The sequence below is a fragment of the Vitiosangium sp. GDMCC 1.1324 genome, assembly GCF_003044305.1.
Taxonomy (GTDB): Bacteria; Myxococcota; Myxococcia; order Myxococcales; family Myxococcaceae; genus Archangium.
In genome coordinates, this window is the sequence record NZ_PZOX01000006.1 from 182,976 (window position 1) to 205,532 (window position 22,557).

Annotated in this window: 15 protein-coding genes; 12 read left to right on the forward strand and 3 right to left on the reverse strand. The window is 68.9% G+C overall.

Annotated features, from left to right (window positions below):
* Positions 1–3: 3 nt before the first annotated feature.
* Positions 4–1,428, reverse strand: a complete 1,425-nt coding sequence (locus DAT35_RS19720) for an FAD/NAD(P)-binding protein (protein WP_108068608.1) — start codon at positions 1,426–1,428, stop codon at positions 4–6.
* 245 nt (positions 1,429–1,673) lie between these two features.
* Here DAT35_RS19720 and rlmN point away from each other — a divergent pair, with 245 nt between their 5' ends.
* From rlmN to DAT35_RS19765, 8 genes are all read left to right on the forward strand, one after another.
* On the forward strand, positions 1,674–2,762 hold the full coding sequence (gene rlmN, locus DAT35_RS19725; RefSeq protein WP_108068899.1) for a 23S rRNA (adenine(2503)-C(2))-methyltransferase RlmN: 1,089 nt from the start codon (positions 1,674–1,676) through the stop codon (positions 2,760–2,762).
* A gap of 117 nt (positions 2,763–2,879) precedes the next feature.
* Positions 2,880–3,845, forward strand: coding sequence for an ABC transporter substrate-binding protein (locus tag DAT35_RS19730; protein ID WP_108068900.1), 966 nt, complete (start codon positions 2,880–2,882; stop codon positions 3,843–3,845).
* Positions 3,845–6,370, forward strand: coding sequence for an ATP-binding protein (locus DAT35_RS19735; protein ID WP_158501792.1), 2,526 nt, complete (start codon positions 3,845–3,847; stop codon positions 6,368–6,370). Before DAT35_RS19730 ends, DAT35_RS19735 begins: the two co-directional genes overlap by 1 nt.
* Before the next feature lie 94 nt (positions 6,371–6,464).
* The gene (locus tag DAT35_RS19740; RefSeq protein WP_108068610.1) at positions 6,465–8,519 is read left to right on the forward strand and encodes a serine/threonine-protein kinase; all 2,055 of its coding nucleotides are present in this window, start codon (positions 6,465–6,467) and stop codon (positions 8,517–8,519) included.
* A 104-nt stretch (positions 8,520–8,623) separates the two neighbouring features.
* Positions 8,624–9,562 carry a DUF2381 family protein gene (locus DAT35_RS19745; RefSeq protein ID WP_158501793.1) on the forward strand — a complete coding sequence of 313 codons (939 nt, stop codon included), beginning with the start codon at positions 8,624–8,626 and terminating at the stop codon, positions 9,560–9,562.
* Positions 9,563–13,034: 3,472 nt separating this feature from the next.
* Positions 13,035–14,186 (forward strand): protein kinase, encoded by a 1,152-nt coding sequence (locus DAT35_RS19755; protein ID WP_108068613.1) that lies wholly within the window; start codon positions 13,035–13,037, stop codon positions 14,184–14,186.
* Between the two features lie 89 nt (positions 14,187–14,275).
* On the forward strand, positions 14,276–15,508 hold the full coding sequence (locus DAT35_RS19760) for an NAD(P)/FAD-dependent oxidoreductase (protein WP_108068614.1): 1,233 nt from the start codon (positions 14,276–14,278) through the stop codon (positions 15,506–15,508).
* Between the two features lie 274 nt (positions 15,509–15,782).
* Positions 15,783–16,166 (forward strand): hypothetical protein, encoded by a 384-nt coding sequence (locus DAT35_RS19765; protein WP_108068615.1) that lies wholly within the window; start codon positions 15,783–15,785, stop codon positions 16,164–16,166.
* On the opposite strand, the gene DAT35_RS19770 is transcribed toward DAT35_RS19765, so the two are convergent.
* Complete coding sequence (locus tag DAT35_RS19770) at positions 16,157–17,038, reverse strand: metallophosphoesterase (protein WP_108068616.1); 882 nt, start codon at positions 17,036–17,038, stop codon at positions 16,157–16,159. The genes DAT35_RS19765 and DAT35_RS19770 overlap by 10 nt on opposite strands.
* A gap of 125 nt (positions 17,039–17,163) precedes the next feature.
* Here DAT35_RS19770 and gluQRS point away from each other — a divergent pair, with 125 nt between their 5' ends.
* The 4 genes from gluQRS to DAT35_RS19790 are packed head-to-tail and all read left to right on the forward strand — an operon-like array spanning position 17,164 to position 20,276.
* Positions 17,164–18,108 carry a tRNA glutamyl-Q(34) synthetase GluQRS gene (gene gluQRS, locus DAT35_RS19775; RefSeq protein WP_108068617.1) on the forward strand — a complete coding sequence of 315 codons (945 nt, stop codon included), beginning with the start codon at positions 17,164–17,166 and terminating at the stop codon, positions 18,106–18,108.
* Between the two features lie 56 nt (positions 18,109–18,164).
* On the forward strand, positions 18,165–18,713 hold the full coding sequence (locus tag DAT35_RS19780) for an AgmX/PglI C-terminal domain-containing protein (RefSeq protein WP_146209790.1): 549 nt from the start codon (positions 18,165–18,167) through the stop codon (positions 18,711–18,713).
* A 57-nt stretch (positions 18,714–18,770) separates the two neighbouring features.
* Positions 18,771–19,607: a GNAT family N-acetyltransferase gene (locus DAT35_RS19785; protein ID WP_108068901.1), complete on the forward strand. Its 837-nt coding sequence runs from the start codon at positions 18,771–18,773 to the stop codon at positions 19,605–19,607.
* Between the two features lie 45 nt (positions 19,608–19,652).
* A complete protein-coding gene (locus DAT35_RS19790) occupies positions 19,653–20,276 on the forward strand; it encodes a tRNA-(ms[2]io[6]A)-hydroxylase (RefSeq protein WP_108068619.1) in 624 nt (207 codons plus the stop codon).
* 2 nt (positions 20,277–20,278) lie between these two features.
* On the opposite strand, the gene DAT35_RS19795 is transcribed toward DAT35_RS19790, so the two are convergent.
* Positions 20,279–22,543, reverse strand: a complete 2,265-nt coding sequence (locus DAT35_RS19795) for a sensor histidine kinase (RefSeq protein ID WP_233261611.1) — start codon at positions 22,541–22,543, stop codon at positions 20,279–20,281.
* Positions 22,544–22,557 lie beyond the last annotated feature (14 nt).

A 22,557-nucleotide genomic window follows, 5' to 3' on the forward strand; every position in this document is an offset into this window, starting at 1 on the left:
CCCCTAGGGGAAGGTCGGCGGGTGGGAGACCGCGGACCCGGGTGCATCGGAGCGCGAGGCGAGCTGCTCCAACAGCCGCCGTGCCAGACCGAGCGCCTGCGCGCGTATCTCCGGAATGGCCGTGCTCTCCCACAGGTCACCCCGGCGCAGAGGGCCCAGGGTGAAGAGCACGCCGGACGGCTGGCCCTCGGCGTCGAGCAGCGCGCCCTCGGCGTCCGTGGCCAGGCCGAGCCCCAGCGCATCCGACCGGACGAGCCCGGACTCCAGCAGCCCGCGCAGCAGCGGGTGCCCCCGGCCGATGGAGGCGTCCGGGCCGGTGCAGTTGATGACGTGCTGGACGCGGAACGTGGCCTCGCGCTCGAAGCCGCGGGCGCGGACGCGCGCTATCACCCATCCCTCCTCCGTCACCTGGAAGCTCCGCACGCGGGCCGCGTGGATGCGCAGCACACCGGCGATCCGGAGCTGCTGGAGGACGTCGTACACCCCGGGAGCCATCCGGTGGCGGTGCACATCCCAGAAGGAGCGCAGGTGGCGGAGGAAGCGGCGCCGCTCGGGCTCCGGCAGGCCGCGCCACACCGAGGCCGTCATGGGCCGCAGGGCGTCCACCACGCCGCGCCAGTCCGCGCCCTCACGCATGCTCCGGGCCTCGCGGCGCAACGCCCTCAGGACGGAGCGGACGCGGAGGGGCTCGGAGAGGCTCACGGCCGGGCCGGCGACGACTCCGGGACGATGCACGTGCGGCAGCAGCCCGTGCCGGGAGATGGCGTGGATACGGCCCTCGTGGTTGCGCTCGGCCAGCGAGAGCACCGTGTCCACCATCGTCAGCCCCGTGCCGACGAGCAGCACCGAGTGGTGCGGCTGGACGCGCTGGAGGGCTCCCTCGGCCCAGGGCGAGCGAATGTAGCGGGAGCTCCGGTACAGCCCCCCGTCCTCCACCGGCAAATCGGCCGGGAGCGCATTGCCCACCGCCAGCACCACCGTGCGCGCCTCGAGCATCGGGCCGGTGGCGAGCACCACCCGGACAGCGTCCCCCACCTGGGACAGGGACGAGGCCTCGCCCGTCAACAGCTCCAGATCGACCCCCGGCGCCGCCGCCTCCCGGGCTTCGCGCAGCACCGCCTCCAGGTACTGGCCGTAGCGCCTGCGCTGGACGAAGTCCCCCGGCTGGGTGTCCGGCTCGATGCGGCGAATCCATCGCAGGAAGTGCTCGGGCTCGTCCGGGAAGGCGCTCATCCGCCCGGCGGGGACATTGAGCAGGTGGCTCTCACTCTCGGTGGAGTAGGCCAGGCCGGGACCTACACGCCCCGTCCGCTCCAGCAGGGCCACCCGCAGGGGCCCCGGGGCATTCCGCAGGAGTTGGGCTGCCAACAGCGTCCCGCTGGCTCCTCCACCTACAATCAGTACGTCCCGCCGCTGCTCGATTCGCACCCAGAGACTTTAAACCTCCCGGGCGGGTCCCACATCCCCCCCTTGACTGTCCAGTCTCCAGGCAGCCGTGCACGAATCTGGAGCAAACCCGGGCCAGGCAGCCAGGAGCGCTCGCCCGGACGGCACCCCAGGCCCGCCGGACCGGCCTCCGCGCCAGAGAAGAGGAGGAAGGAGACACCCCCGCGCTCCCCTGGCCGCCCGAGGGCCATGAGTCGCGGGCTGGGGTGTGTTATCGCTCGATGACGATGCAGCCCACGCCCGCCACCCCCCTGGTCAACCTGTACGACTTGCCGCGAGCCGCCCTCGGCGAGCTGCTCGCCGGCTGGGGCTACAGCGCCCACTACCGCGACCTGCTCTGGGAGGCCCTCTACCGCCAGCAGGTGGAGTCCTTCGACGCCCTCACCGGGCTGCGGCCGGACCTGCTCCAGGCGCTGCGCGAGCGCACCCACCTGGAGCGGCCCGTCACCCACCACGAGGTCCACAGCTCCGACGGCTTCACCCGGAAGCTGCTGCTGCGGCTGCGAGACGGGCAGACGGTGGAGACGGTCCTCATGCGTTTCAAGGGCCGAGCCACCGTGTGTCTCAGCACCCAGGCGGGCTGCGCCATGGGGTGCGTCTTCTGCGCCACCGGGCAGATGGGCTTCGTGCGCCACCTGACGCCCGGGGAGATCATCGGCCAGGTGCTGCACGTCACGCGCATCCTCCGCGAGACGAACGAGTCGCTGCGCAACGTGGTGCTGATGGGCATGGGCGAGCCCCTGCACAACTACGACGGCACGATGGCGGCGGTGGACATCCTGGTGGACCAGCTGGGCCTGGCGCTGGCGCCGCGCTTCATCACCCTGAGCACCGTGGGCGTGGTGCCCGGCATCCGGCGGCTCGCGGACGAGGATCGGCCGGTGCAGCTCGCCGTCAGCCTGCACGGGGCCACGGACGCGGAGCGCGGCGCGCTGGTGCCCGCGGCGCGCAAGTGGTCCCTCGCCGAGCTGATGGAGGCCTGCCGCTACTACGCGGACAAGCGCAAGCGCCGCATCTTCTATGAGTGGGCGCTCATCGCCGGGCAGAACGACACGCCCGAGCAGGCGCACGCGCTGGGCCAGCTGCTCCAGGGGATGGAGGCGCACGTCAACCTCATCCCCCTCAACCCCACCGTGGGCTACGGCGAGCGCCCCAGCGGCCCGGACGCCGTGCGCGCCTTCCAGGACATCCTCGCCGGCTACGGCCTGCCCAGCACCGTGCGCCAGCGCCGCGGCATCGACATCGACGCCGGCTGCGGCCAGCTCAAGGCCGCCGTGGAGCGGCAGCGTCCTTCGCGTCAGCCCACGGCCTCCTGAGACCCTGGACGGGAGCCTCCGTCCAGGACACCGCTTCCCGAAGCGTCCGCTCCGGACGGCTTGCTGTCGTCCTGCCGCGTCCCAAGCGTTTGATGAGGCGCCACAGGAAGACGGTCCGTGCGAAAGCTCACCCGGGTGTTCGGTCTGCTCCTGCTCCTCGTCGTCTCGGCCTGCACCCACGAGGAGAAGGAGCCCCTGCGCGTTGGCACGATCCTCTGGCCAGGAAGCGAGCCCACCTTCCTCGCGCGGGACCTCGGCTATATCGACGACGGCTCGATCCGCCTGGTGGAGTACACCACCCTGGGCAGGGCCACCCGCGACTTCCGCAATGGGATGCTCGATGCGGTGTTCGTCACATTCGATATCGCCCTCCAGCTCCAGCAACAGGGCCTCGAGCCACGGGTGGTGCTCATCATCGACTATTCGCAAGGCGCGGATGCCATCGTCGCGCGTCCGGGGCTGCGGCGGCTGGAGGATCTCCGGGGCAAGCGGGTGGCGGTGGAAGACCTGGTGGTGAGCATCTACGTGCTCGGCCGAGCCCTGGAGCAGGCGGGGCTGCAACCCTCGGACATCCAGATCGTCCGGACCCCCGTCGACCAGCAACTGCGCGCCTATGAGTCGGGACAGGTGGACGCCGTGGTCACCTACGAGCCCTTCGTGGACAAGCTGTGCGCCGCGGGAGCCCACCAGCTCTTCGACAGCAGACAGCTCCCCGGAGAGATCGTGGACATGCTGGTGGTGCGCAAGGACGTCCTCGAGAAGAACCCCGAGCAGGTGCAGCACCTGCTCCAGGGATGGCTCCAGGCCCGGCGCTATCTGGAGGAGCACCCGGCCGACGCGATGGCCCGGATGAGCCCCCGCCTCGGAACGAGCCCCTCCGAGCTCGCCTCCATGCTGGAGAAGCTGCGGCTGCCCACCCTGGAGGACAATCTCGACATGCTACGGGGGCCCTCCTCGCCCCTCATCGCGTCGGCGCGGCAACTCCAGCGTTTCATGCTGAAGGAAGGGCTGCTGCGAAAGCCGGTGCAACCCGAGCAGATGCTGGATGCGCGACCCCTCGAGGCACTCCAGGAGAGCCGGTGATGAAGCGTCCCCGGAGCAGCGGCGCCGGGAACCGGCCAGGGCACCCGCCCAGGTTGCCCCCGATCCCCCCGCTGCGCATCACCATCCCACTGGTGTTGCTGTTTTTCGCGGCCACGTTGGGCCTGCTCGACCTGCGGCAGAACTCTCACCTCGCCTCCCTCCGTGTGGAGGAGGACTCCATCCAGGCGCTCACCCGGCTCGTGAGCGAGAAACAGGGCCACCTGGAGCTCCTCCTGCGGCTGCACGAGTCCGAGCGGGTCCAGGAGGAGATCGCCGGCCTCGGTACGGATACGCACGTGAAGAGGGCGCTGCTCATCGACGACACCGGCCAGGTGTTCGCCTCGCTCCGGCGCGTGGAGATCGGGAAACAGGCCCGGGAGCTCCACCCCGAGCTGTTCCCCCCTGAGGCGGAGCCCGCGTTGCGCCGGGCCCGCGAAGAGCTCGTCTCGAGCGTCCAGGTCACCCCGGACCGCCAGGCCATCGTGGCCTGGTACTCGGTGATGGGCCCCACGAGTTCCGGGCAGATCGCCCCTCCGAAGGCGTGGCTGCTCACCGTCGAGCGGGACCTCACCCCCCTCAAGGCACAGGCACGGGCGCAGGTGCGGGCGAACGTGATGCGGCGCAGTGGCCTGCTCGCGGCACTCGCGGGGCTGCTCTGGCTCTTCTTCCACTTCGTGCTCACCCGCCGGGTGGACCAGCTGGTCGCCGCCACCCAGCGCTTCGCCGCACGCGATTGGGAGGCGCGCTGCGGGCTCACCGGGAGCGACGAGCTCGCCCAGGTGTGCCAGGCCTTCAACGACATGGCCGATCGCCTGCGCACGACCCAGTCCCAGCTCGAGGAGAGCGAAACCCACGTCCGGCTGCTGCTCGACTCGACCGCGGAGGGCATCATCGGCGTGGGACTCAACGGGCTCAGCACCTTCGTCAACCGCGCCGCCGTCCGGATGCTCGGCCATGCGAACGCGAGCGAGCTGCTCGGCCGCGAGACGCACGCGACGTGGCACCACTCCCACGAGGACGGCACGCCCTTCCCCCGGAGCGAGTGCCCCATCCACCACGCGCTGATCACCAGCACCCACTACCACAGCGCGGACGACATCCTCTGGCGCAAGGACGGCACGTACTTCCCGGTGGAGCGCTGGACGTACCCCATGCTCAAGGACGGCAAGCCGGTCGGCAGCGTCTCGACGTTCATCGACATCACCGAGCGCAAGCGCGCCGAGGAGACCCAGCGCGTCCTCATCGAGGCGAGCACGCAGCTGGCGGAGCTGCTCGACGAGACGAGCACCCTGGAGCGCGTGGCACGGCTGGCCGTGCCCCAGCTCGGCCAGTGGTGCGTCATCGACAGGGTGGACGACACGGGGCGGATCCACCGCGCGGCCGAGGTGCACCAGGACCTGGCCCGGAAGGAACTGTTGCGCGAGCTGACGGAGCGCTACCCGCCGAGCTGGAACACACTCCAGCCCACCGCGCACGTGCTGCGCACCGGCAGGCCGCTCCTGGCGACCGAGGCCACCCAGGCCCTGTTCCTCACCGACAACGCCGACGAGGAGTACCCGGAGATGTTGCGGCGGCTCGGGGCGAGGACCGCCATTGCCCTCCCGATCTCCGCACGGGGGCAGACGCTGGCGGCCATGCTGCTGGTGTCGGACACACCGGGCTTCGAGTACGGCCCCCATGAGCTGTCACTCGCCGAGGAGCTCGCCCGGCGCGCCTCGGTCGCCATGGACAACGCCCGGCTCTACCAGCAGTCCCAGGAGGCGGTGCGCCTGCGCGAGGACTTCCTCAGCGTGGCCTCCCACGAGCTGCACACCCCTCTCACGCCCTTGCGCCTGCACCTGCAGACGCTCCAGCGCGCGCTGGCCGCCAGCACCGGCGGAGCGGGCTCCAGCCGCCTGCTGCAGAAGGTGGACAAGGCGCTCAAACAGGTGAAGCGCCTGTCCCAGCTCGTCGATGACCTGCTCGACGTCTCCCGCCTCACCTCCAGCCGGCTCCGCCTGCAACTGGAGGAGGTGGACCTGGTGGAGCTGACCCGGGAGCAGGTCGAGCGTTTCTCCGAGCAGGCCAGCACCGCCGGCTGCCAGCTCCTCGTCACCACCGAGGGGCCCACCGTGGGCCACTGGGACCGGATGCGCCTGGAGCAGGTCCTCACCAACCTCGTCACCAACGCGCTGAAGTACGGCGCGGGCCGGCCGGTGGAAATCCACGTCGCCTCGTCCGGCGGGAGGGCGCGCTGGAGCATCCGGGACCACGGCATCGGAATCGCATCCAAGGACCTCGAGCGCATCTTCGAGCGCTTCGAGCGGGCGGTCTCCACCCGGCAGTACGGCGGCTTGGGGCTGGGTCTCTACATCTCGCGGGCCATCGTCCGCGCGCTCGGCGGAGACATCCACGTCGCGAGCCAGCCGGGAGCCGGCTCCGTCTTCACCGTCGAACTGCCGCTCGAACCCGCGCGGGACTCGCGAGCACCCGGCGCCCCTTCACCGGAGCCCCACGGAGAGAGCCCTTCCGTGCCTGGACCCTGAGCTCCACCTGGCGTTCGCGCAGGACGGCCGGGGGATATCCCCATGCGGCTGGAGTGGGTGGTGCTACGCTACCCCACCTCGGAGGTCATCACGCATGCACGGGGGCATGGGAGCGGAGCGGTCGACGGACAGGCGGCGGCGGAAGGTGGCGCGGCTGGAGGCACTGGAAGCGGGAAGCGATGAGGCGCTCCTCGCCGCGCTTCCCACGCCGGGCACCCTCGTGGACGGGCTCGTCCTGGAGTCCGTCCTGGGACAGGGCGGCTATGGCACCGTGTACCTGGCCTGGCGGGACGGGCGGCCCTACGCCGTCAAGTTCATCTATCTCCCCCAGGCGGCCGAGTGGGCGCTGCGGGAGCTGGGCGCCATGGTGCGCATGGAGGAATCGGGCGGGGTGGGCCTGAGGGGCCATGGCCTGTGGCCACCGGAGCAGCCCCGCTTCCAGTTCATCGTCATGGACTTCGTGCCCGGCTGGGAGCTGTACACCTGGGCCCGGCACCACAACCCCAACGCCCTGGAGGTGGTGGACGTGCTGCTGGACCTGGCGCAAGAGCTGGCGGCGGCCCACTCCATGAAAGTCATCCACCGAGACGTGAAGGGCGACAACGTGCTGGTGCGCGAGACCGACGGGCGCGCGCTGCTGGTGGACTTCGGCGTGGCCACCTATCCGGGAGCGCCGCGCATCACGGGGCCCCAGGTGCCCGGGTGCCGGGAATACCTGTGCCCCGAGGTCGTGCGCTTCAACCGCGGAGAGCGCGAGCACCACGAGGCCAGCGGACTGGATGACCTGTGGTCGGTGGGAGTGGTGGCCTACAAGCTGCTGACGGCGACGTACCCCTTCCAGGGGCGCAACGCGGTGGAGACGGAGCGGGCGATTCTTCACGAGGCGCCCGAGCCACCGCACGAGCGCAACCCGCGCGTGCCAAGGGCGCTGTCGGAGCTGTGCCTGCGACTGCTGGAGAAGGAACCGGGGGCGCGCTACCCGGATGCGCCGACGCTGCACGCGGCACTCCGGGAGGTGAAGCGGGGGGCGGACGAGACATGGAAGGTAGCGCTGTGCGAGGCGTGGGGCCCGGATGCGGCCACCACGTGGCGAAAGGAGGCGCTGTCGACGGAGGAGCAAGTGGCGCGGCTGAACAGGCTCATGGAGTACGAGCGGCGCCACCCCCGGCGGGGTGAGCCCTGGCCGAAAGCGGAGAAGCATGTACCACGTCCGCCATCCGACGAAGCCGCGCCACCCGCTAGCGAGACACACCCGGAGGTGGCTGCCTCGCACGAGCCGTCCACGCATCCGGCACCGGCCCTGGAGCACGCGCGCCCCACGCCGTGGTGGCCGAAAACGATTCCCCCGCGAGCGGTGTTCGTGGCGGGCCTCGTGCTCCTCGTGGGAATGCTGACGTGGCTGATGGCACCTGACACATCACCCGTGGGGCTACCACGGGTGGCCCTACTGCCGGAGTTCTACCCCATCACCTTGGAGGTAGGTGGCCAGGAAGTGGCGCCCCCGTGGAAGCGGCCCGAAGGTGGCGGGGACGCAGCGCCCTCCGGGGCGGCAAACCCTGCGCCCGTCGCCAGCGCGACGCTTCCAAAGGACAGCAAGCGCGTGAAGACCGCACGCAACGCCCCTCCCCCGCGAGACGAGAAACAGCAGGCGCCAGCGAAGGGCTCCACGGCCGCAAAGGCGGGGGTGGCCGCTGTCTGTACCCTGCTCTCCGGTTGCCCCGGTGCCCAGGTGCGCCCCCCGCCTGAGCCCGTTGATTGCCCGGCAGAGGCGGTGAAGACCATGGAGGAACTGGGCGTCTACAGCAGGACGGGGAGCTACAAGACCGAGATCGGCGTCGCCCTCACCGCCCCCAGCCTGGGAGAAAGCATCATCACCATACGCGGGGGCCCGGTCTCCGCGACGGCCCTGGACACCACGGGGAAGCTGCCGGTCAACTCCACCCTCTCGGGACAGCTCATCGTTGGGAAGGAGCGCGTGTACGGCCGCTTCACCGAGGCCGTGACTCCCCGAGGGGACAAGTTCCCCGTCTGCTTTCAGTTCATGGACCTCCGCAAGCCAGGCGCTCTGATTGTGGAAGCCGGACCCGGGCCGGACCTCGCGCGCATCTCTTCCGGCCAGTGGGTGGCTCCGGTCACCCGCTTCGAGTAGCGCAAAACCGGGCGGCACACCCGGACAGGGCGGGCCTGAGGAATCAGGAGGGACCAACGCCAGAGGTTCCTGGTACACTGCACCACTCCGGAGGTTCCGTCCCCGTGCCCGCCCTGTTCGCCGTGCTCGCGCTCCTCGCGAGCGCTCCCACTGCCGCCCAGTCCAGCCCTGCATCCCCGGACACCGGAGGGGAGCGCCAACTCCTGCTGTCGGCGGACCCGCAGGTGCAGGAGCATGAGGTGCGCATCGGCTCCAACACGCCCATCAACCTGTTCTTCGATGGGCAGGTGCAGCTCGTCTGGCTGGAGGGGCGCGAGCACTTCCGCCGGGTGACGGTGACGGAGGACTCCATCCTCCTCATGGCCTCGCGTGCGCTGAAGCTAGGGCAGCGGCTGCGGATGCCGGTGCGCTTCCTGGATGGGGCGGCGCCGGAGCGCGTGGATTTCATCCTGGTGGTGGTGCCCCCGGCCCAGGCTGAACGTCACGTGGAAGTGTACCGCCCGCGTTCCCCCGAGAGCGGCCAGGAGCAGGCGCGAGAGGAGCGGGAGTTGGCGCGGCAGTGCCAGGCCGAGCTGGCGCGGGAGCGGGCGGAGAGAAAGAGGCTGGGGGGCCTCACGGGCCTGCTCGTCTCCAGGCAGATGGACGAGGAGGGCGTGGTCACCCGCAGGCTGTCTGGGGCTCTGCGCTGGCTTGCCGGAGAGCAACTCACAGCGTGGCAACCCTTCAGCTACCGCGCCAGCAGCCCGGGCACGGGGGGTGATGGGGAGCAGCCCAAACGGGTGCGAGTGGCGGTGGAGCTGTGGTTGAGGAATGAGAGCGCACAGTCCTGGCTGGCGGCGGGCGCGGAGTTGGTGTCCGGAAGTGGCGTGCGATGGAGCGCGACGGCATGGCAGGAGGCCCCCGTCATCCCTGGCACGAATAGGCAGCGCGTGGTGGTGGAAGCGGAGATGTCGGAGGCGGAGGCACGGGGCGCCTTCGTCCTCGAACTGTGGGAGGAAGGCAGGACGCGCCCCGTCACCTTTGGCGGCGTGTCCTTCCCTTGAACCCCATGGAGGTGGTTCATGCCCCATTCGTACAAGAGCGTACGGCGTCCAGTGCTACCCTGGCTGCGCACAGGGAGGCCCCATGCCGACAAGACCTTTGCTGCTGTTGTCGCTGCTCGCCGTGACGACGGGATGCCCCACCTTTGGCCCGAATGGCTCCATCCCGATGGCCCTCCACCGGGACATGGTGAATCTTCACCGACAATGCAAGCTGAGCGATGAAGAATGGAACGAGAAATGCGGTGGGAATTACTCCAGAAGATCGCTCGATCAAAAGGCACTCTGCCCGCTCGAGTGCCGACAAGACGAGGAGGAGGAGGAGTAGCACATGAAGATGAAATGGCGCAGGGTACTGTCCGCAGTGCTGGCCCTCCTCGTGCCCGTGCCACTGGTCTGGCTGGCTTTCCTCGCCATGCCCAGACCCGGTACGCATGTACCACTGCCCCGGGGCAAGACCCTCGTCTCTATGCTTTCGCAGGAGGAGCGTCTGCGCCTGCCTACCTACGAGCATGACTGCCACACGGACGCGGACTGCGAACCCCAACTCCGCTGCGTCTACGACGCGCCGACAACCCGCTATCGCTGCACGGACAGCCAATGCACCGAGGATGAACATTGCCCGGAGGGTTTTGCCTGCACTCCCTGGGCAGCAGCCAACAACAAGGACCTGGTTCGCGTCTGCTCACTGCTCGGTGTGCGCAAGGAGGGGGAACTTTGCGACGGCCTACCTTTTCGCCGGAAGGATGCCTGCGCAAGAGGGCTTGTTTGTCAGGGGTTTTGTGGCCGTCCGTGCCGGGTGGACGAGCCTGCCAGTTGCCCTGAAGGGTACTTCTGTCAGGAGGGAAGCGCGGCCTCTTCATGCATGCCCACATGTGAAGGCCATTCCTGTCCGGAAGGCCAGCGCTGTGTCCAACTGATGGAAAAGGCATCGGTGTGCATGACCATCCATGGACAGGACTGTGAACAAACCCCTTGCCCACAGGGACTGGACTGCACTCCCAACGCCTATCCGAACGCTCCGGGTGAAATCTGGATGGAATGCCTGCGCAGATGTGGCGAAAGCCATCCCCCATGTCCCGACGGGTCGGTGTGCTATCTCTTCCAATGCCGCAAATCGTGCGATCCCCTGGGCTCCTCGGTGTGTGGACCGGATTTCCGCTGTGGCCGCAACCATCCCAGCATGCCCTGGGCATGCCTTCCGAGCAGCAAGAGCAGAAAGAAGGATTGAGCGGTACCTCACGCGCCTCTCGCCTTCCTTGAACCATGAACTGGCGCACGCTCCTGGCCGGCCTGCTCGGCATTCTCCTTCCCTTGCCACTGGTGTGGCTGCTCTCCGCCATCTCTGGCCCCGACCTGGGACAACCGCGCTCTCAGCATCTGAACGTCGTTCCGATGCTCACCGACGTCGAGCGGCAGAACGTGCTCACCTACGGCCGGGAGTGCCACACGGATGCCGACTGCGATCCGCAGCTGCGCTGCTTCTTCAGCATGGTCACCCAGGACAGCTACTGCGTGGACAGCAGGTGCATGACGGACTTGCAGTGCCCGGATGGATTCACCTGCCAGACCTATGAAGCCAAGAATGGCAAGGACCTGCTCAATGCCTGCTCGTTGGTGGGCAAGCGAAAGGAGGGAGAGGTGTGCACAAGGTTCACCCACAAGCTCCCATATGCCTGCGAGCGAGGCCTGCTCTGTCATTTCCGGTGCGGCCGTCCGTGCCGGGTGGATGACCCCATGAGTTGCCCGGAAGGCTATTTCTGCGAGGATGATCCCACGGGCGCAGCCTGCCAGCCCACGTGCGAGGGGCACACCTGCCCCGAGGGCCAGCAATGCGTCTCCGTGGGCGGGCATGTCTCCGTCTGCGCCACAGTGCACGGACAGAACTGCCAGCGGACACCTTGCGTCCAGGAACAACACTGTAGCGTCACTGATTATCCCCAACCGGTGGACGAAGTATGGATGAGATGCTCGCAAATCTGCGGTCTCATGGATACTCCGCCCTGCCCAGAGGGAACAGTCTGCGAGTCGTTCCGATGCCGCGAGACCTGTACTCCCGGCGTCTCCACGGGATGTGAACCAGGATACATCTGTAAACACCGTTCTGATGATGTCTGGCTGTGTGCGCCCGACCACCGGACCGACGGTGAGGATTGATGCCGCACGGGGCTGAGTAAAGTGGCCCGTCCGCGCCTCGCGGGACGCGGACATCTGACGTGGGTGCGAGCTCTCTCGCATGACCCCTGGTGTCACTCCTGACGGGTGGATTCGAAAGGTAGTGCCCCTGCCTTTCTTCTGCTAGGCTCACCGTTCATGCTGGGCCGCAATGTGCCGTGCACTCCGGGGCAGGAGCGTTTCCGCCATGAATGAGGCTCGTCCCCTTCGACGCGAGGTCGCCACACTCCATGAAATGGCGTACTCGATTGGCCGCCCTTGTCGGCCCCCTCCTACCGCTACCCCTGGTCTGGCTGATTTTTATCGCCATGCCCAGGCCCGATACGCAAGTGCCGCTGCCCCGGGGCAAGATCCTCTTCCCCATGCTTTCGCACGAGGAGCGCTTGAGCCTGCTCACCTATGAGCATGACTGCCGCACAGACGCGGACTGCGACCCGCAGCTCCGCTGCGTCTATGACGTGCCGACAACCCGCCATCGCTGCACGGACAGCAAATGCACCGAGGACGAACAGTGCCCGGAGGGTTTTGCCTGCATCCCCTGGGCGGCTGAAAACGACAAGGACCTGATTCGCGTCTGCTCACTGCTCGGTGTGCGCAAGGAGGGGGAACTTTGCAAAGACCTACCTTTTCGCCGGAAGGACGCCTGCGCAAGCGGGCTTGTCTGTCAGGGATTCTGTGGCCGGCCGTGCCAGGTGGACGAGCCTGCCAGTTGCCCTGAAGGGTACTTCTGTCAGGAGGGAAGCGAGGCCTCTTCATGCCTGCCCACGTGTGAAGGCCGTTCCTGCCCGGAGGGCCAGCGCTGTGTCCAACTGATGAGCAGCCCGTCTACCTGCATGACCATCCATGGACAGGACTGTGAACAAACCCCCTGCCCACAGGGACTGGACTGCACTCCCAACGCCTATCCGGACGCTCCGGGTGAAATCTGGATGGAATGCCTGCGGCTTTGCGTCGAAAGCGAACCTCCGTGTCCCGAGGGAACGGTCTGCTACCTCTTCCAATGCCGCAAGTCGTGCGACCCCCAGGACCCCTCGGTGTGCGGGCCGGATTTCCACTGTGGCCGCAACCATCCCAGCATGCCCTGGGCATGCCTTCCGGGCGGCAAGACCCCAAGGAAATGATGTAAATGCTTTTGCAGAGCACGCTCGTTTTACAGCTCGAAAGTCCCCGTGGGTGACCCTTTACGTCCTTATCCTGCGCCGGACTTCAGGAGTACAGTCCCTCTCGCCTCCAGCTTGAGGGGCCATCCCGGCTGTCGGGAAGGAGCCGCCCTCCACGAGAGGCAGGAGCGTTGCCGCGCATGGATTCGGATTCCCGGAAGCAGACCGCTCATGGGAAGGAGCCCACGAAGCGTGTCCTCTTCTCCCACGAGGGGACGGATTATCTGGTGGTCTGGCGGATGGACACCACCCCGAGCGGGCTCGAGCGGTATCTGGTCCGTCCGCGCACTCGCGGGCACGTGGGCCCACCGATGGAAGTGGAGGTGGTGCCCTCCCGTGCCCCCGAGTGGGCACGCCTCCGGCTGAAGGAGGAGGCGGAGCTCGCTTCAAGGCTCATGCACCCGGCCATCGAGCGCGTTCTCGGCCTGCATCAACGGGGGGAGAAGCACTTCCTCCTCAAGGAGCATGTGGATGGCTGCTCGCTGGCGTCGGCCATCAGCTTCGGTGTGTTGCGGGGGGACAGGTGGCTGTCCGAGGCGTTCTGTCTCTACATGGCCAGCGCGGTGGCCGAGGCGCTGCACGCCGCTCACACGGCGGCGGATGAAGGGGGCCAGCCGCTGGGCATCATCCACCGCGCGGTCAACCCCTGTGGCGTCCGTATCGGGTGGGATGGCTCCGTGAAGCTGGGGGACTTCGCGTCGGCGTACTCACTGCTGCCCCAGCGCCTGCGGACACCGAAGGGGCTGTTCCGAGGGGAAATCGAGTACGCCGCGCCGGAGCGTCTGGTGGAGCCCCGGACGGCGGTACCGGATACCCGGATGGACCTCTTCTCCCTGGGCGTCGTGCTGCTGGAGGCGCTGACCGGAAACTGCCTCTACGGTCTGGCTTCCTTGGAAGCAGCGGCCGGCCTGGTGCGGTGGAGGCCCGTCCCACGGCGAATGGTCCGGGCGGAGAGGCCGAGCTGGGCGACGCTCGGGGAGATGGCGGCGCTCGCCGCTGCCTTGCGTCCCGAGCATGTGGAGGAGGCCCTCCACGGAGTGTCCGAGCCCGTGAAGAACATCGTTCACGAGGTCCTGCGCCGCGACCCTGGCGAGCGGTACGCGACGGCGGCGGACTTCCGCTCCGACCTCCAGGCATGCCTTCGAGCCATGAGGGAGCAGCCCTATGGCTCGCGGGCCGCCTCGCTGGAGCTCCTCCAGGCCAGGACAGAGGCGGAGGGCTCGCCTCTACGGGAGGAGGTCTCGCTGACGGAGCGGGGCGTCTTTCCGGAGGACATCCCCAGATATTCATGAGACTCGCTTCTGGACGTCCAGACGTGATGGCGGATTCCGGCATCAATCCCACTGGAGGGAACGAGCTCGAATCAGCGTAGAACAGGCACATGGTGAGCACCCCACTCCGCCCCAGTTCCCCTCTCTCCTCCTCCCTCCACGTCGCCATCGTCGGTGCGGGGCCCGCCGGCTCGTCCGCGGCCACGTTCCTCGCACAGCAGGGAGCCCGGGTGACGTTGCTCGAGCGCGGCCGCTTCCCCCGGGACAAGATCTGCGGGGACGGCTGCACGCCCCGGGCGCTGTGGATGCTGGAGCGGTTGGGGCTCGGGACGCTGCCCGGCGGCACCGAGGCCGCACCGGTGGACTCCATCCACGCCATCTCGCCGGGCGGCGTGGTGTTGGACGTGACCATCCCGCCGCGACTCTTCGGCGGCAAGGCCTGCGTCATCCCCCGCCAGGTGCTCGACGAGCGGCTCGTCCAGCGCGCGGTCCAGGCCGGCGCCGAGCTGCGCGAGGGCGTGCGGGTGGAGGGGCTCGAGCGGGACGCGAACGGGGTCGTCCTTCACTGCCGTGACGGTGAGTCCCTGCGCGCCGACCTCGTGCTGGGGTGCGATGGCTCGCCCTCGGTGGTCCGGCGCGCGCTCGGAGCCCCGGACTTCCCGGAGCACGAGGGGGCCTTCGCGGTGCGCGCCTATTACGAGGGCGTGCGCCTCTCGCGCCCCCGGAGCATGGCCTTCTACTGGGAGAAGGAGCTGCTGCCCGCCTATGGGTGGATCTTCCCGTTGCCGGGTGGCCGGGCCAACGTGGGACTGGGCCTGCGCGCGGATCAGCTCGCCGCATCCGGAGCGAAGTTGCCCGAGTTGATGGAGCGCTTCTGCGCGAGCTCCCACGTGGCGGCGGAGCTGGCCGGAGCCCGGCGCGTGGGCAAGGTGAAGGGGCACCACCTGCCGTTTGGTTCCTTCGCCCAGCACACCACCTTTGATCGCGCGCTGCTGCTGGGAGACGCGGCCGGCTTCGTCAACCCGCTCACGGGCGAGGGCATCGAGTTCGCCCTGGAGTCGGGTGCCTTCGCCGCCGAGGCGGTGGCCGAGGCGGTGGCCGCGGGAGACCTGTCGGCGCGAGGGCTCCAGGGCTACGCGCGGCGCTGGCAGACGCGCTTCCGCACCGCGTTCCTGCTCAACCGCAAGCTGATGTTCGCCTTCGAGCGGCCCCGGTTGCTGGACCGCACCTTCCGCGCGGCGGACCGCAACGCGCGTGTCCGCGACGAGCTCGCCGACATCATCAGTGGCGAGGCCTCGCGCATCACCTGGCGCTTCCTCGCGGCGGTAGCGCTCGGACGCTGAGCCGGTCCTGCACGGCGAGCAGGTGACGAAGCTCCGCCGCGTTGATTCGGTGCACGGGGATGTGCGCAGTGGACAACCATGCACCGCCCTGAACGCACCGGTGAGTGTTCACCAGCAGAGCAGGCGCCAGGCCCGCGCACCGCGTTACCACACGGCTCTGACGCGTGGATGACGTCTCGGGATGGAGCCCCCTGAAGGCCTCCCCGCCCCCTTGCGTGCCCTTGGCGCGTGGGCACATTCTTCCTCGGCGGGACGGTCACCCTGGGAGGTGGGCATGCTTTCCATCCACGAGCACGCAACTCTGGAAGAGGCGAGCGTCGATCTGCTCGAGTTCGCCCTCGAGCCGACCAACTGGACGACAGCACTGCCGACCAATCAGGCGCCGTCCTCGGTGCCCGGGCAGGACGTGCAGTACCAGAGGCGCGTGGGTCCGCTGCGCATCTACGCCGTCATCGAGGTGGCGGGCTCGCTCGACGTCTTCCTGCGCGTCGCCTTCCGGGCGCCGGGCCTCACGCCGGTGAAGGCCGCGGACCATCTGGAGGCCTTCCTCAAGCAGCGCCTGCCGCTGACGCCCAACAGCGAGTGGCAGGTGGAAGTGGACGAGCGCCGGTGGATTCACTTCGTGCGGCGCTACGCAGCCGCGCGCCTTCAGGCGTGAGCCCGGGCGGGCTCGAGCACCCCACCGGGGACGTGCTTCTGCCCGCCCACCACCTGACCGTCCTTCACCTCGATGAGCCAGTAGCCCTCACGCCCCGCCTGGGTGGAGGAGCCCGCGCTGAAGATGTGCGGGCGCTCGGCGGTGGCCGGGTGGTGGTAGCGCTTGTGGATGTGGCCATGCAGCACCGCGTAGCGCGGCCCTGGCAGCAGCCGGAAGAGCGCCTGCGCGTCCCTCAACCCGTGGAGGTAGTGATCCGCCCGGCCCTCGTGGGTGAGCGGTGCGTGGTGCACCACCACCAGCAGGGCCCGGCCGAAGAGCCTCGGGTCCTTCACCACCGCCGCCAGTCCGTCCAGCTGCGCCGGGCCGATGTGGCCATGCGCGATGCCGGGCACCAGGGGCACCCGCGCGGAGAGCAGGCCCACCACCGCGGCTCCCGTGCCCACCCGCCGCACGAAGGGGAAAGCCCCCTCGCGGCGGTGCTCGGGCAGGTCGCTCTCCAGCAGGTGGCCGAAGTGCTGCGCGAAGCGGCCCGCGCGGTGGCTGCCCGGGGTGAAGACGTCATGGTTGCCGGGGATGACGGTGCAACGGGCCGGGTCCTCGGCCAGCGCGCCGAGCGACTCGCGGGCGAGCCGGAACTCCGACTCCAGCGCGTACGCGGTGACGTCCCCGGAGAGGATGAAGTGGTCCACCCCGTGCTGCTCCGCCTCGCGCGCGATGGTGGCGAGCGTCTCGGGAGCCCGCGCATAGGCCTTGCTGCGCCCGCCCACGGACAGCTCGGCCATGGCGAGCCACCGCCGCCAGCCGAGCTTCAGGAGGGGCAGCGAGAAGTAGTCCGCGGTGATGTGGACATCCGAGCAGTGGAGGAAGCGCATCGAGTTCATCCAGAGAACACCGGGCAGCGCTTGTACGCCCCCTTGCCCGGTCCAGGACCGGGACTAACCCACCGCGAGGCCCGTGGCCATGGAAAGCTGCGCATGGTTAGTCTGCCGCACACCCCATGAGCTTCCGCGGACGCTTCGCTCCCAGCCCCACCGGACGCATCCACCTCGGCAACGCCCGCAGCGCGCTGCTCGGCTGGCTCCAGGCCCGCGCGGCCGGAGGCCAGTTCCTGCTGCGCATCGAGGACCTCGACCGCGCACGCTGCAAGCCGCAATTCCTCGACGACCTGTACAGGGACCTCGAGTGGCTGGGGTTGGACTGGGACGAGCCGCCCCTCGTGCAGAGCCAGCGCGACGGCGTCTACCGGGAGGCCCTGGAGCGGCTGGAACGGTCGGGCCGCGTCTACTCCTGCTTCTGCACGCGGGCGGAGATCGCCCGGGCGGCGAGCGCCCCCCATGGGCTGAGTGAGGAGGGCCCGCGCTACCCCGGGACGTGCACGGCCCTCCAGACGGAGGTGCTCGCCGAGCGGGCTCGCTCACGAGTCCCGGCCCTGCGCTTCCGGGCGGCACCCGGCGAGTGGTGCTTCGAGGACGGGCTATACGGGCGCTACTGCCAGGACGTGGCCACGGTGGTGGGGGACTTCGTGGTGCGCCGCAACGACGGGGTGGCCAGCTACCAGCTCGCCGTGGTGGTGGACGACGCGGCCAGCGGCATCACCGATGTGCTCCGGGGAGACGACCTCCTGTCCTCCACCCCGAGACAGCTTCAAATCTACGAGGCGCTCGGCCACCCGCCGCCGCGCTTCTGGCACGTGCCCCTGGTCCACGGAGAGGATGGCAAGCGGCTGGCCAAGCGGGAGGGCGCCTTCGCGGTGGCCGAGCTGCGCGAGCGGGGCATCCCGGTGGAGCGGGTGCTCGGATTGCTGGCGGCGTGGAGCGGGCTAGGGGATGGTGCGCCCGTGGCCCTGGACGAGTTGGTGCGGCGGTTCCGTCCCGAGCTGCTCCCCCGCTCGCCCGTCGTCGCCCGGGAGGAACTGTTGAAGGAGGCACTGGGCCTCGACTGAAGCGAGAAGAGGCCCCGTGGGAACGCGAGCCACCGGGGCCGGGGTTGAAGGTGGACATGTCGGGCAGAGCCGTCTTCCTCTGGGTGGTCCTCCCCTTCGTGGCGCTGAGCGCGCTGGCGCTCTGGCTCACGAGGGACACGCCGGCACACGCCGTCGCCGTGGACGTCCCCGCCCCGCCCGAGCCCTCCCGGCCCCCACCCCTCGAGCCCCCGCCGAAGCCCGCGGGAACCCCCTCCCGGACAGCCACCCCAGCCCCTACCCCTCCTCCACCGCCGGAGGACGAGCTGCTGGCGGATCCACCCCCGGGCACCTGGAGCAGGGAGGAGGTCCGCGTGGCCCTGGCCTCCGTCCAACCCTGGGTGCGCGGGTGCCTCGCCGACGCGTCGGTGCGCAACCCGGGTCCACAGACAGTGAAGCTGCGCTTCACTCTCGAAGCGAAGGGAGACCGGGGCAGCTTCCAGCGGGGCGAGGTGGTGGAGAGCACCCTGAGGGATCCCTTCGTGCTCGCCTGCCTCCTCGATGCTCTCGCCGACGCACAATTTTCCGCTCCCCCTGGGAAAGCACCCCTCACCCTGACCCAACCGTTCCACTTCCGGCCCCGGTAAGGACGGAGGCCCTTGAAAGCCCCGGCGGGGCTTATGGTGTACTCCCGATCGCGCGACATGCCCGTCACAGTCCAACAACTCGCCGCCCGGGACAGCGATGCGCTGCGGGCACTGCTCGCGAAGGATCCGGTCCACAACCTCTACCTTCTGGGGCTGCTGCAGGAGTTCGGCATCGCCTCGGGCGACCACCGCAGCAGCATCACCTATTGGGGGCGCTTCGATGGGAAGACGCTCACCGCGGCGGTCTTCGTGGGAGGCGGGGGCGGACTGGTGGTGCCCTCGGCGAGTGACGGCGCGCACACCGGAGTCATCGCGGACGCGCTGGCCGAGCGCGTGAGGCTCAAGGCGACCGTGGGCGAGAAGCCGGCGGTGGACGCGCTGGTGCGAAGCCTGTGCGCGGGCAAGCCGCGGCTGTCGAAGACGTACCGCCTCTTCTCCGTGTCGGCGGATGACCTGGGACCCTTTACGAACCCACTGCTGAGGCTGGCACGCGAGGATGAGGTCCCGCGGCTGATGCCGCTGGCGATCGGGGCGGTGAAGGAGATCTACGAACGGGACGCGCTGGCGGAGGATCCACACTTCGAGGCGCGGGTGGCGCAGCGAGTGAGGGCGAGGCGCACCTACGTGCTGGAGGAGAACGGCGAGCTGGTGTTCAAGGTGGACATCGGGAGCCGCTCGCAGTTCGGAGCGGAGCTGGAGTCGCTCTACACGGTGCCGTCGCAGCGGGGGAAGGGCCACGCCACACTGTGCCTGGGACAGATCTCCCGCTTCCTGCTGTCGTCGCTGCCGAGACTCACCCTGCGCATCGAGGAGAAGAACGAGTCCCTGGCAAGAATCGCCCGCAAGGTCGGCTACCTGGCCGGCCGGACCCAGCGCCTGGTGCTGGCGGAGTAGCTTCGGCGAGCGGGGCGGTTACACTCCGCGCCCCCGGAGTGCACCATGTCCCGTCCCACGCCTGAACGCCGTCCCCTCTCGGGAGAAGGCCCCGTCATCCTCCGCGTCCCCAGCGACCCCCGCTGGCTGCCCCTCGCGCTCGAGCGCTTCAACGAGGTGCTCGTGGACCATGCCCATTGTGAGAAGAAGGCGGCGGCCAACGCCCTCTCGCTGCTTCAGGTGTACCCGGATCTGCCCGGCCTGCCCGCACAAATGGCGCGGCTGGCGCGCGAGGAGAGCGCGCACCTGGCCCGCGTGCTGGACCTGATGGAGGCCCGGGGCCTGACGCTCGGCCGCGACGCGGGAGACCCGTACGCACAGGGCTTGCAGAAGAAGGTCCGGACCTCCGCGGAGGGACGCAGGGTGGACCGGTTGCTGGTGGCCGCGGTCATCGAGGCCCGTTCGTGCGAACGCCTCTCGCTGCTGTCCGAGGGACTCGAGGACCCCATGCTGCGCCGCTTCTATGGAGAGCTGGCCCAATCCGAGGATGGCCACCAGTCGCTCTTCTACCGGCTGGCCGTCACCGCGGCGAACGGAGACGAGGCCTCGGTGCGCACCCGGCTGGACGAGCTGCTCATCCACGAGGCCGACGTGCTGAGCCACATCGGCCTGCGAGCCGCCATCCACTGAGCCTACGCGCTCAACCGCTCACGCTGCTCTTCGGGGTGGGGAGGCAGCTCCAGGATGAAGGCGGCCCCCTGCCCCGGCCCCTGGCTGTGAGCACTGAGTGAGCCGCCCAGCTCCTGGGCCGCCAGCGCGCTGGAGTGCAGGCCAAAGCCGTGCCCCTCCTCGCGGGTGGTGAAACCGTATTGGAAGATGCGGGTGAGCATCTCCGGCGCGATGCCCACGCCATTGTCCCGCACCTCGAGGCGGATGCGGCCGGTGGCGGTGCGCCCCAGCTTCACGCTCAAGCACCGCTCCTCTTCGGGCACCGCATCCAGCGCGTACTTGGCGTTGCTGATGAGGTTGACGAGGATCATCAGCACCTTGTGCTTCTCGGTGACGACGGGGGGCAGGTCCTCCAGGTTCCGCTCCACCCGGACACCGTGGCGGCCGAGCGCGGCCTGGTTGATGCGCAGGGCGTCCTCCACCAGATCTCCCAGACTGACCGGCTCGAACAGGTGCTGAGGCAGCCGGGCGTAGCGCTGCTGCAACTTGACGATGGCGCCGATGTGCTCGGTGTGCCGGCCCACGTCGCCGAGCAGCGTCTGGATCTCCTGACGCTCCACCAGCATGTGCTGCCCGAGCTGACTGAGGAAGGGCAGCACATTGCGCCCGCGCTCGTCCTGGGTGAGGAAGGTCGCGAGTTCCTCGCGGTGCTCCTGAAGCAGGCTCGCCACCCGCTCCACGTTCTCGATCTTCAGCCCCGCCAGCCGCTCCCTGGCCAGCAGCGCCGAGGTGAGGACACTGTTGAGCACGTTGCCCACGTTGTGCAGCACGTTGGTGGCGATCTCCGCCCTGCCCACCTGCCGCGCCGTCTCCACGAGCTGCCGGTGCACATCCTTGAGCTCCCGGGTGCGCTCCTCCACCCGCTGCTCCAACCCTTCGTTGGCCTGCCGCAGGGCCTCCTCGCGCCGCTGGACCTCGCGGGCCATCCGTTGGAAGGCATGCGCGAGCTGCCCCAGCTCATCCCCGCGTGAGGTGTCCAGCCCGACCTGGAAGTCACCCGAGGCCAACCTCGCGGTCGCCTGGGTGAAGGTCAGCAGCGGCTCGGTGATCTGCTGCTTCAACACCCAGTACATGATGCCCAGCTCCATCAGCAGCGACACCACGCCGAACAGCAGCACATAGCGCGCGGACCGGAAGGCGGCCGAGGACACCACGCTCTCGGGAACCACCGTGACGAGGTCCCAGCCAGGACCCTCCAGACGGGCCACGGCGATGAACTCATTGAACTCCGGCAGCTCCAGCACCGTCTCGCCGGGCGAACGCTTCTTCACCCGCTCGAAGATGGCCTGAAGGTGGGCTCGCTGCTCGGCGGTGCTCGAGCGCTCGAAGACCTGCTCGGGCTGCCGGGCGTCATGCTGGATGTTGTAGGGCTCCACCCCGCTCTTCACCCTCAACTCGGGGTGGGCGATGAGCAGACCATCGTCCCGGAAGAGCATGTTGTAGCCCCCGGGCAGGTGGTCATTGATGGTCCGGGTCATCAGCTCATTGAGGAGCACGTCATGGGAGATCGTCGCGACATGGCGGCCCTCCATGTCCAGCGGGGTCGAGACCGTGACCATCCAGGTCTTGCTGGGCGCGTCCTCGAAGATGCCGGTCCAGGCCGACGCCCGGCTCGGATTGTTCCGGGGCTGGGCCTGGGTGAAATACTCGAGGTCCACGATCGAGAAGGCGGGATCGAGGTCCAAAAAGTAGGTGGCCCCCTCCGGCCAGTACCCCACCACCACGCCCTCCGGCAGCATGACGCCGGTGTCCGTGAACCGGGTATGGAAGGCGGGCCCGTACTGAGAGACCACGTCATACGAGGCCAGGACCCGGCGGCGGAAGTCGTCGTCGACCTTCACGCCCCTGGGAATGTAGACCCCCGGCAACCTCGTGCCGTCGAAGGTCTGGCGGTTGTTGCGGATCGTCCCATCCGGCAAGGACACGAACAGGCTGTCGAAGCGGGGCCGGGGGTCCTGCTGGCGCATGGCCAGGATCCGCGATTCCAGTTCCTTCTTGAGGAGCGCGTGGTTGTCCTGCGCCAGCACGAAGATGGCCTGCTCCCGCTGACTGCGCTCCGAGACACTCCGCTCCATCTGCGAGAGGACCTCGGTGCGGAAGGAGTTGAGGATGTGGAGGTAGCTGAAGAGGGTCGTCAGGGCGATGAGTACCGCGATGCGTACGCCCATCTTGATGAGCGTCGAGCGGGCCAGCGATGACCGGGCATTCGGGGGAGAAGCGTGCTGCATGACCATGGGTGCGC

Coding starts and splice junctions, on each gene's coding strand:
- DAT35_RS19795 (WP_233261611.1), bottom strand. CDS start 22,543: ATGCAGCACGCTTCTCCCCCGAATGCCCGGTCATCGCTGGCCCGCTCG.
- DAT35_RS19735 (WP_158501792.1), top strand. CDS start 3,845: ATGAAGCGTCCCCGGAGCAGCGGCGCCGGGAACCGGCCAGGGCACCCG.
- rlmN (WP_108068899.1), top strand. CDS start 1,674: ATGCAGCCCACGCCCGCCACCCCCCTGGTCAACCTGTACGACTTGCCG.
- DAT35_RS19765 (WP_108068615.1), top strand. CDS start 15,783: ATGCTTTCCATCCACGAGCACGCAACTCTGGAAGAGGCGAGCGTCGAT.
- DAT35_RS19770 (WP_108068616.1), bottom strand. CDS start 17,038: ATGCGCTTCCTCCACTGCTCGGATGTCCACATCACCGCGGACTACTTC.
- DAT35_RS19760 (WP_108068614.1), top strand. CDS start 14,276: ATGGTGAGCACCCCACTCCGCCCCAGTTCCCCTCTCTCCTCCTCCCTC.
- DAT35_RS19780 (WP_146209790.1), top strand. CDS start 18,165: ATGTCGGGCAGAGCCGTCTTCCTCTGGGTGGTCCTCCCCTTCGTGGCG.
- DAT35_RS19755 (WP_108068613.1), top strand. CDS start 13,035: ATGGATTCGGATTCCCGGAAGCAGACCGCTCATGGGAAGGAGCCCACG.
- gluQRS (WP_108068617.1), top strand. CDS start 17,164: ATGAGCTTCCGCGGACGCTTCGCTCCCAGCCCCACCGGACGCATCCAC.
- DAT35_RS19785 (WP_108068901.1), top strand. CDS start 18,771: ATGCCCGTCACAGTCCAACAACTCGCCGCCCGGGACAGCGATGCGCTG.
- DAT35_RS19740 (WP_108068610.1), top strand. CDS start 6,465: ATGCACGGGGGCATGGGAGCGGAGCGGTCGACGGACAGGCGGCGGCGG.
- DAT35_RS19790 (WP_108068619.1), top strand. CDS start 19,653: ATGTCCCGTCCCACGCCTGAACGCCGTCCCCTCTCGGGAGAAGGCCCC.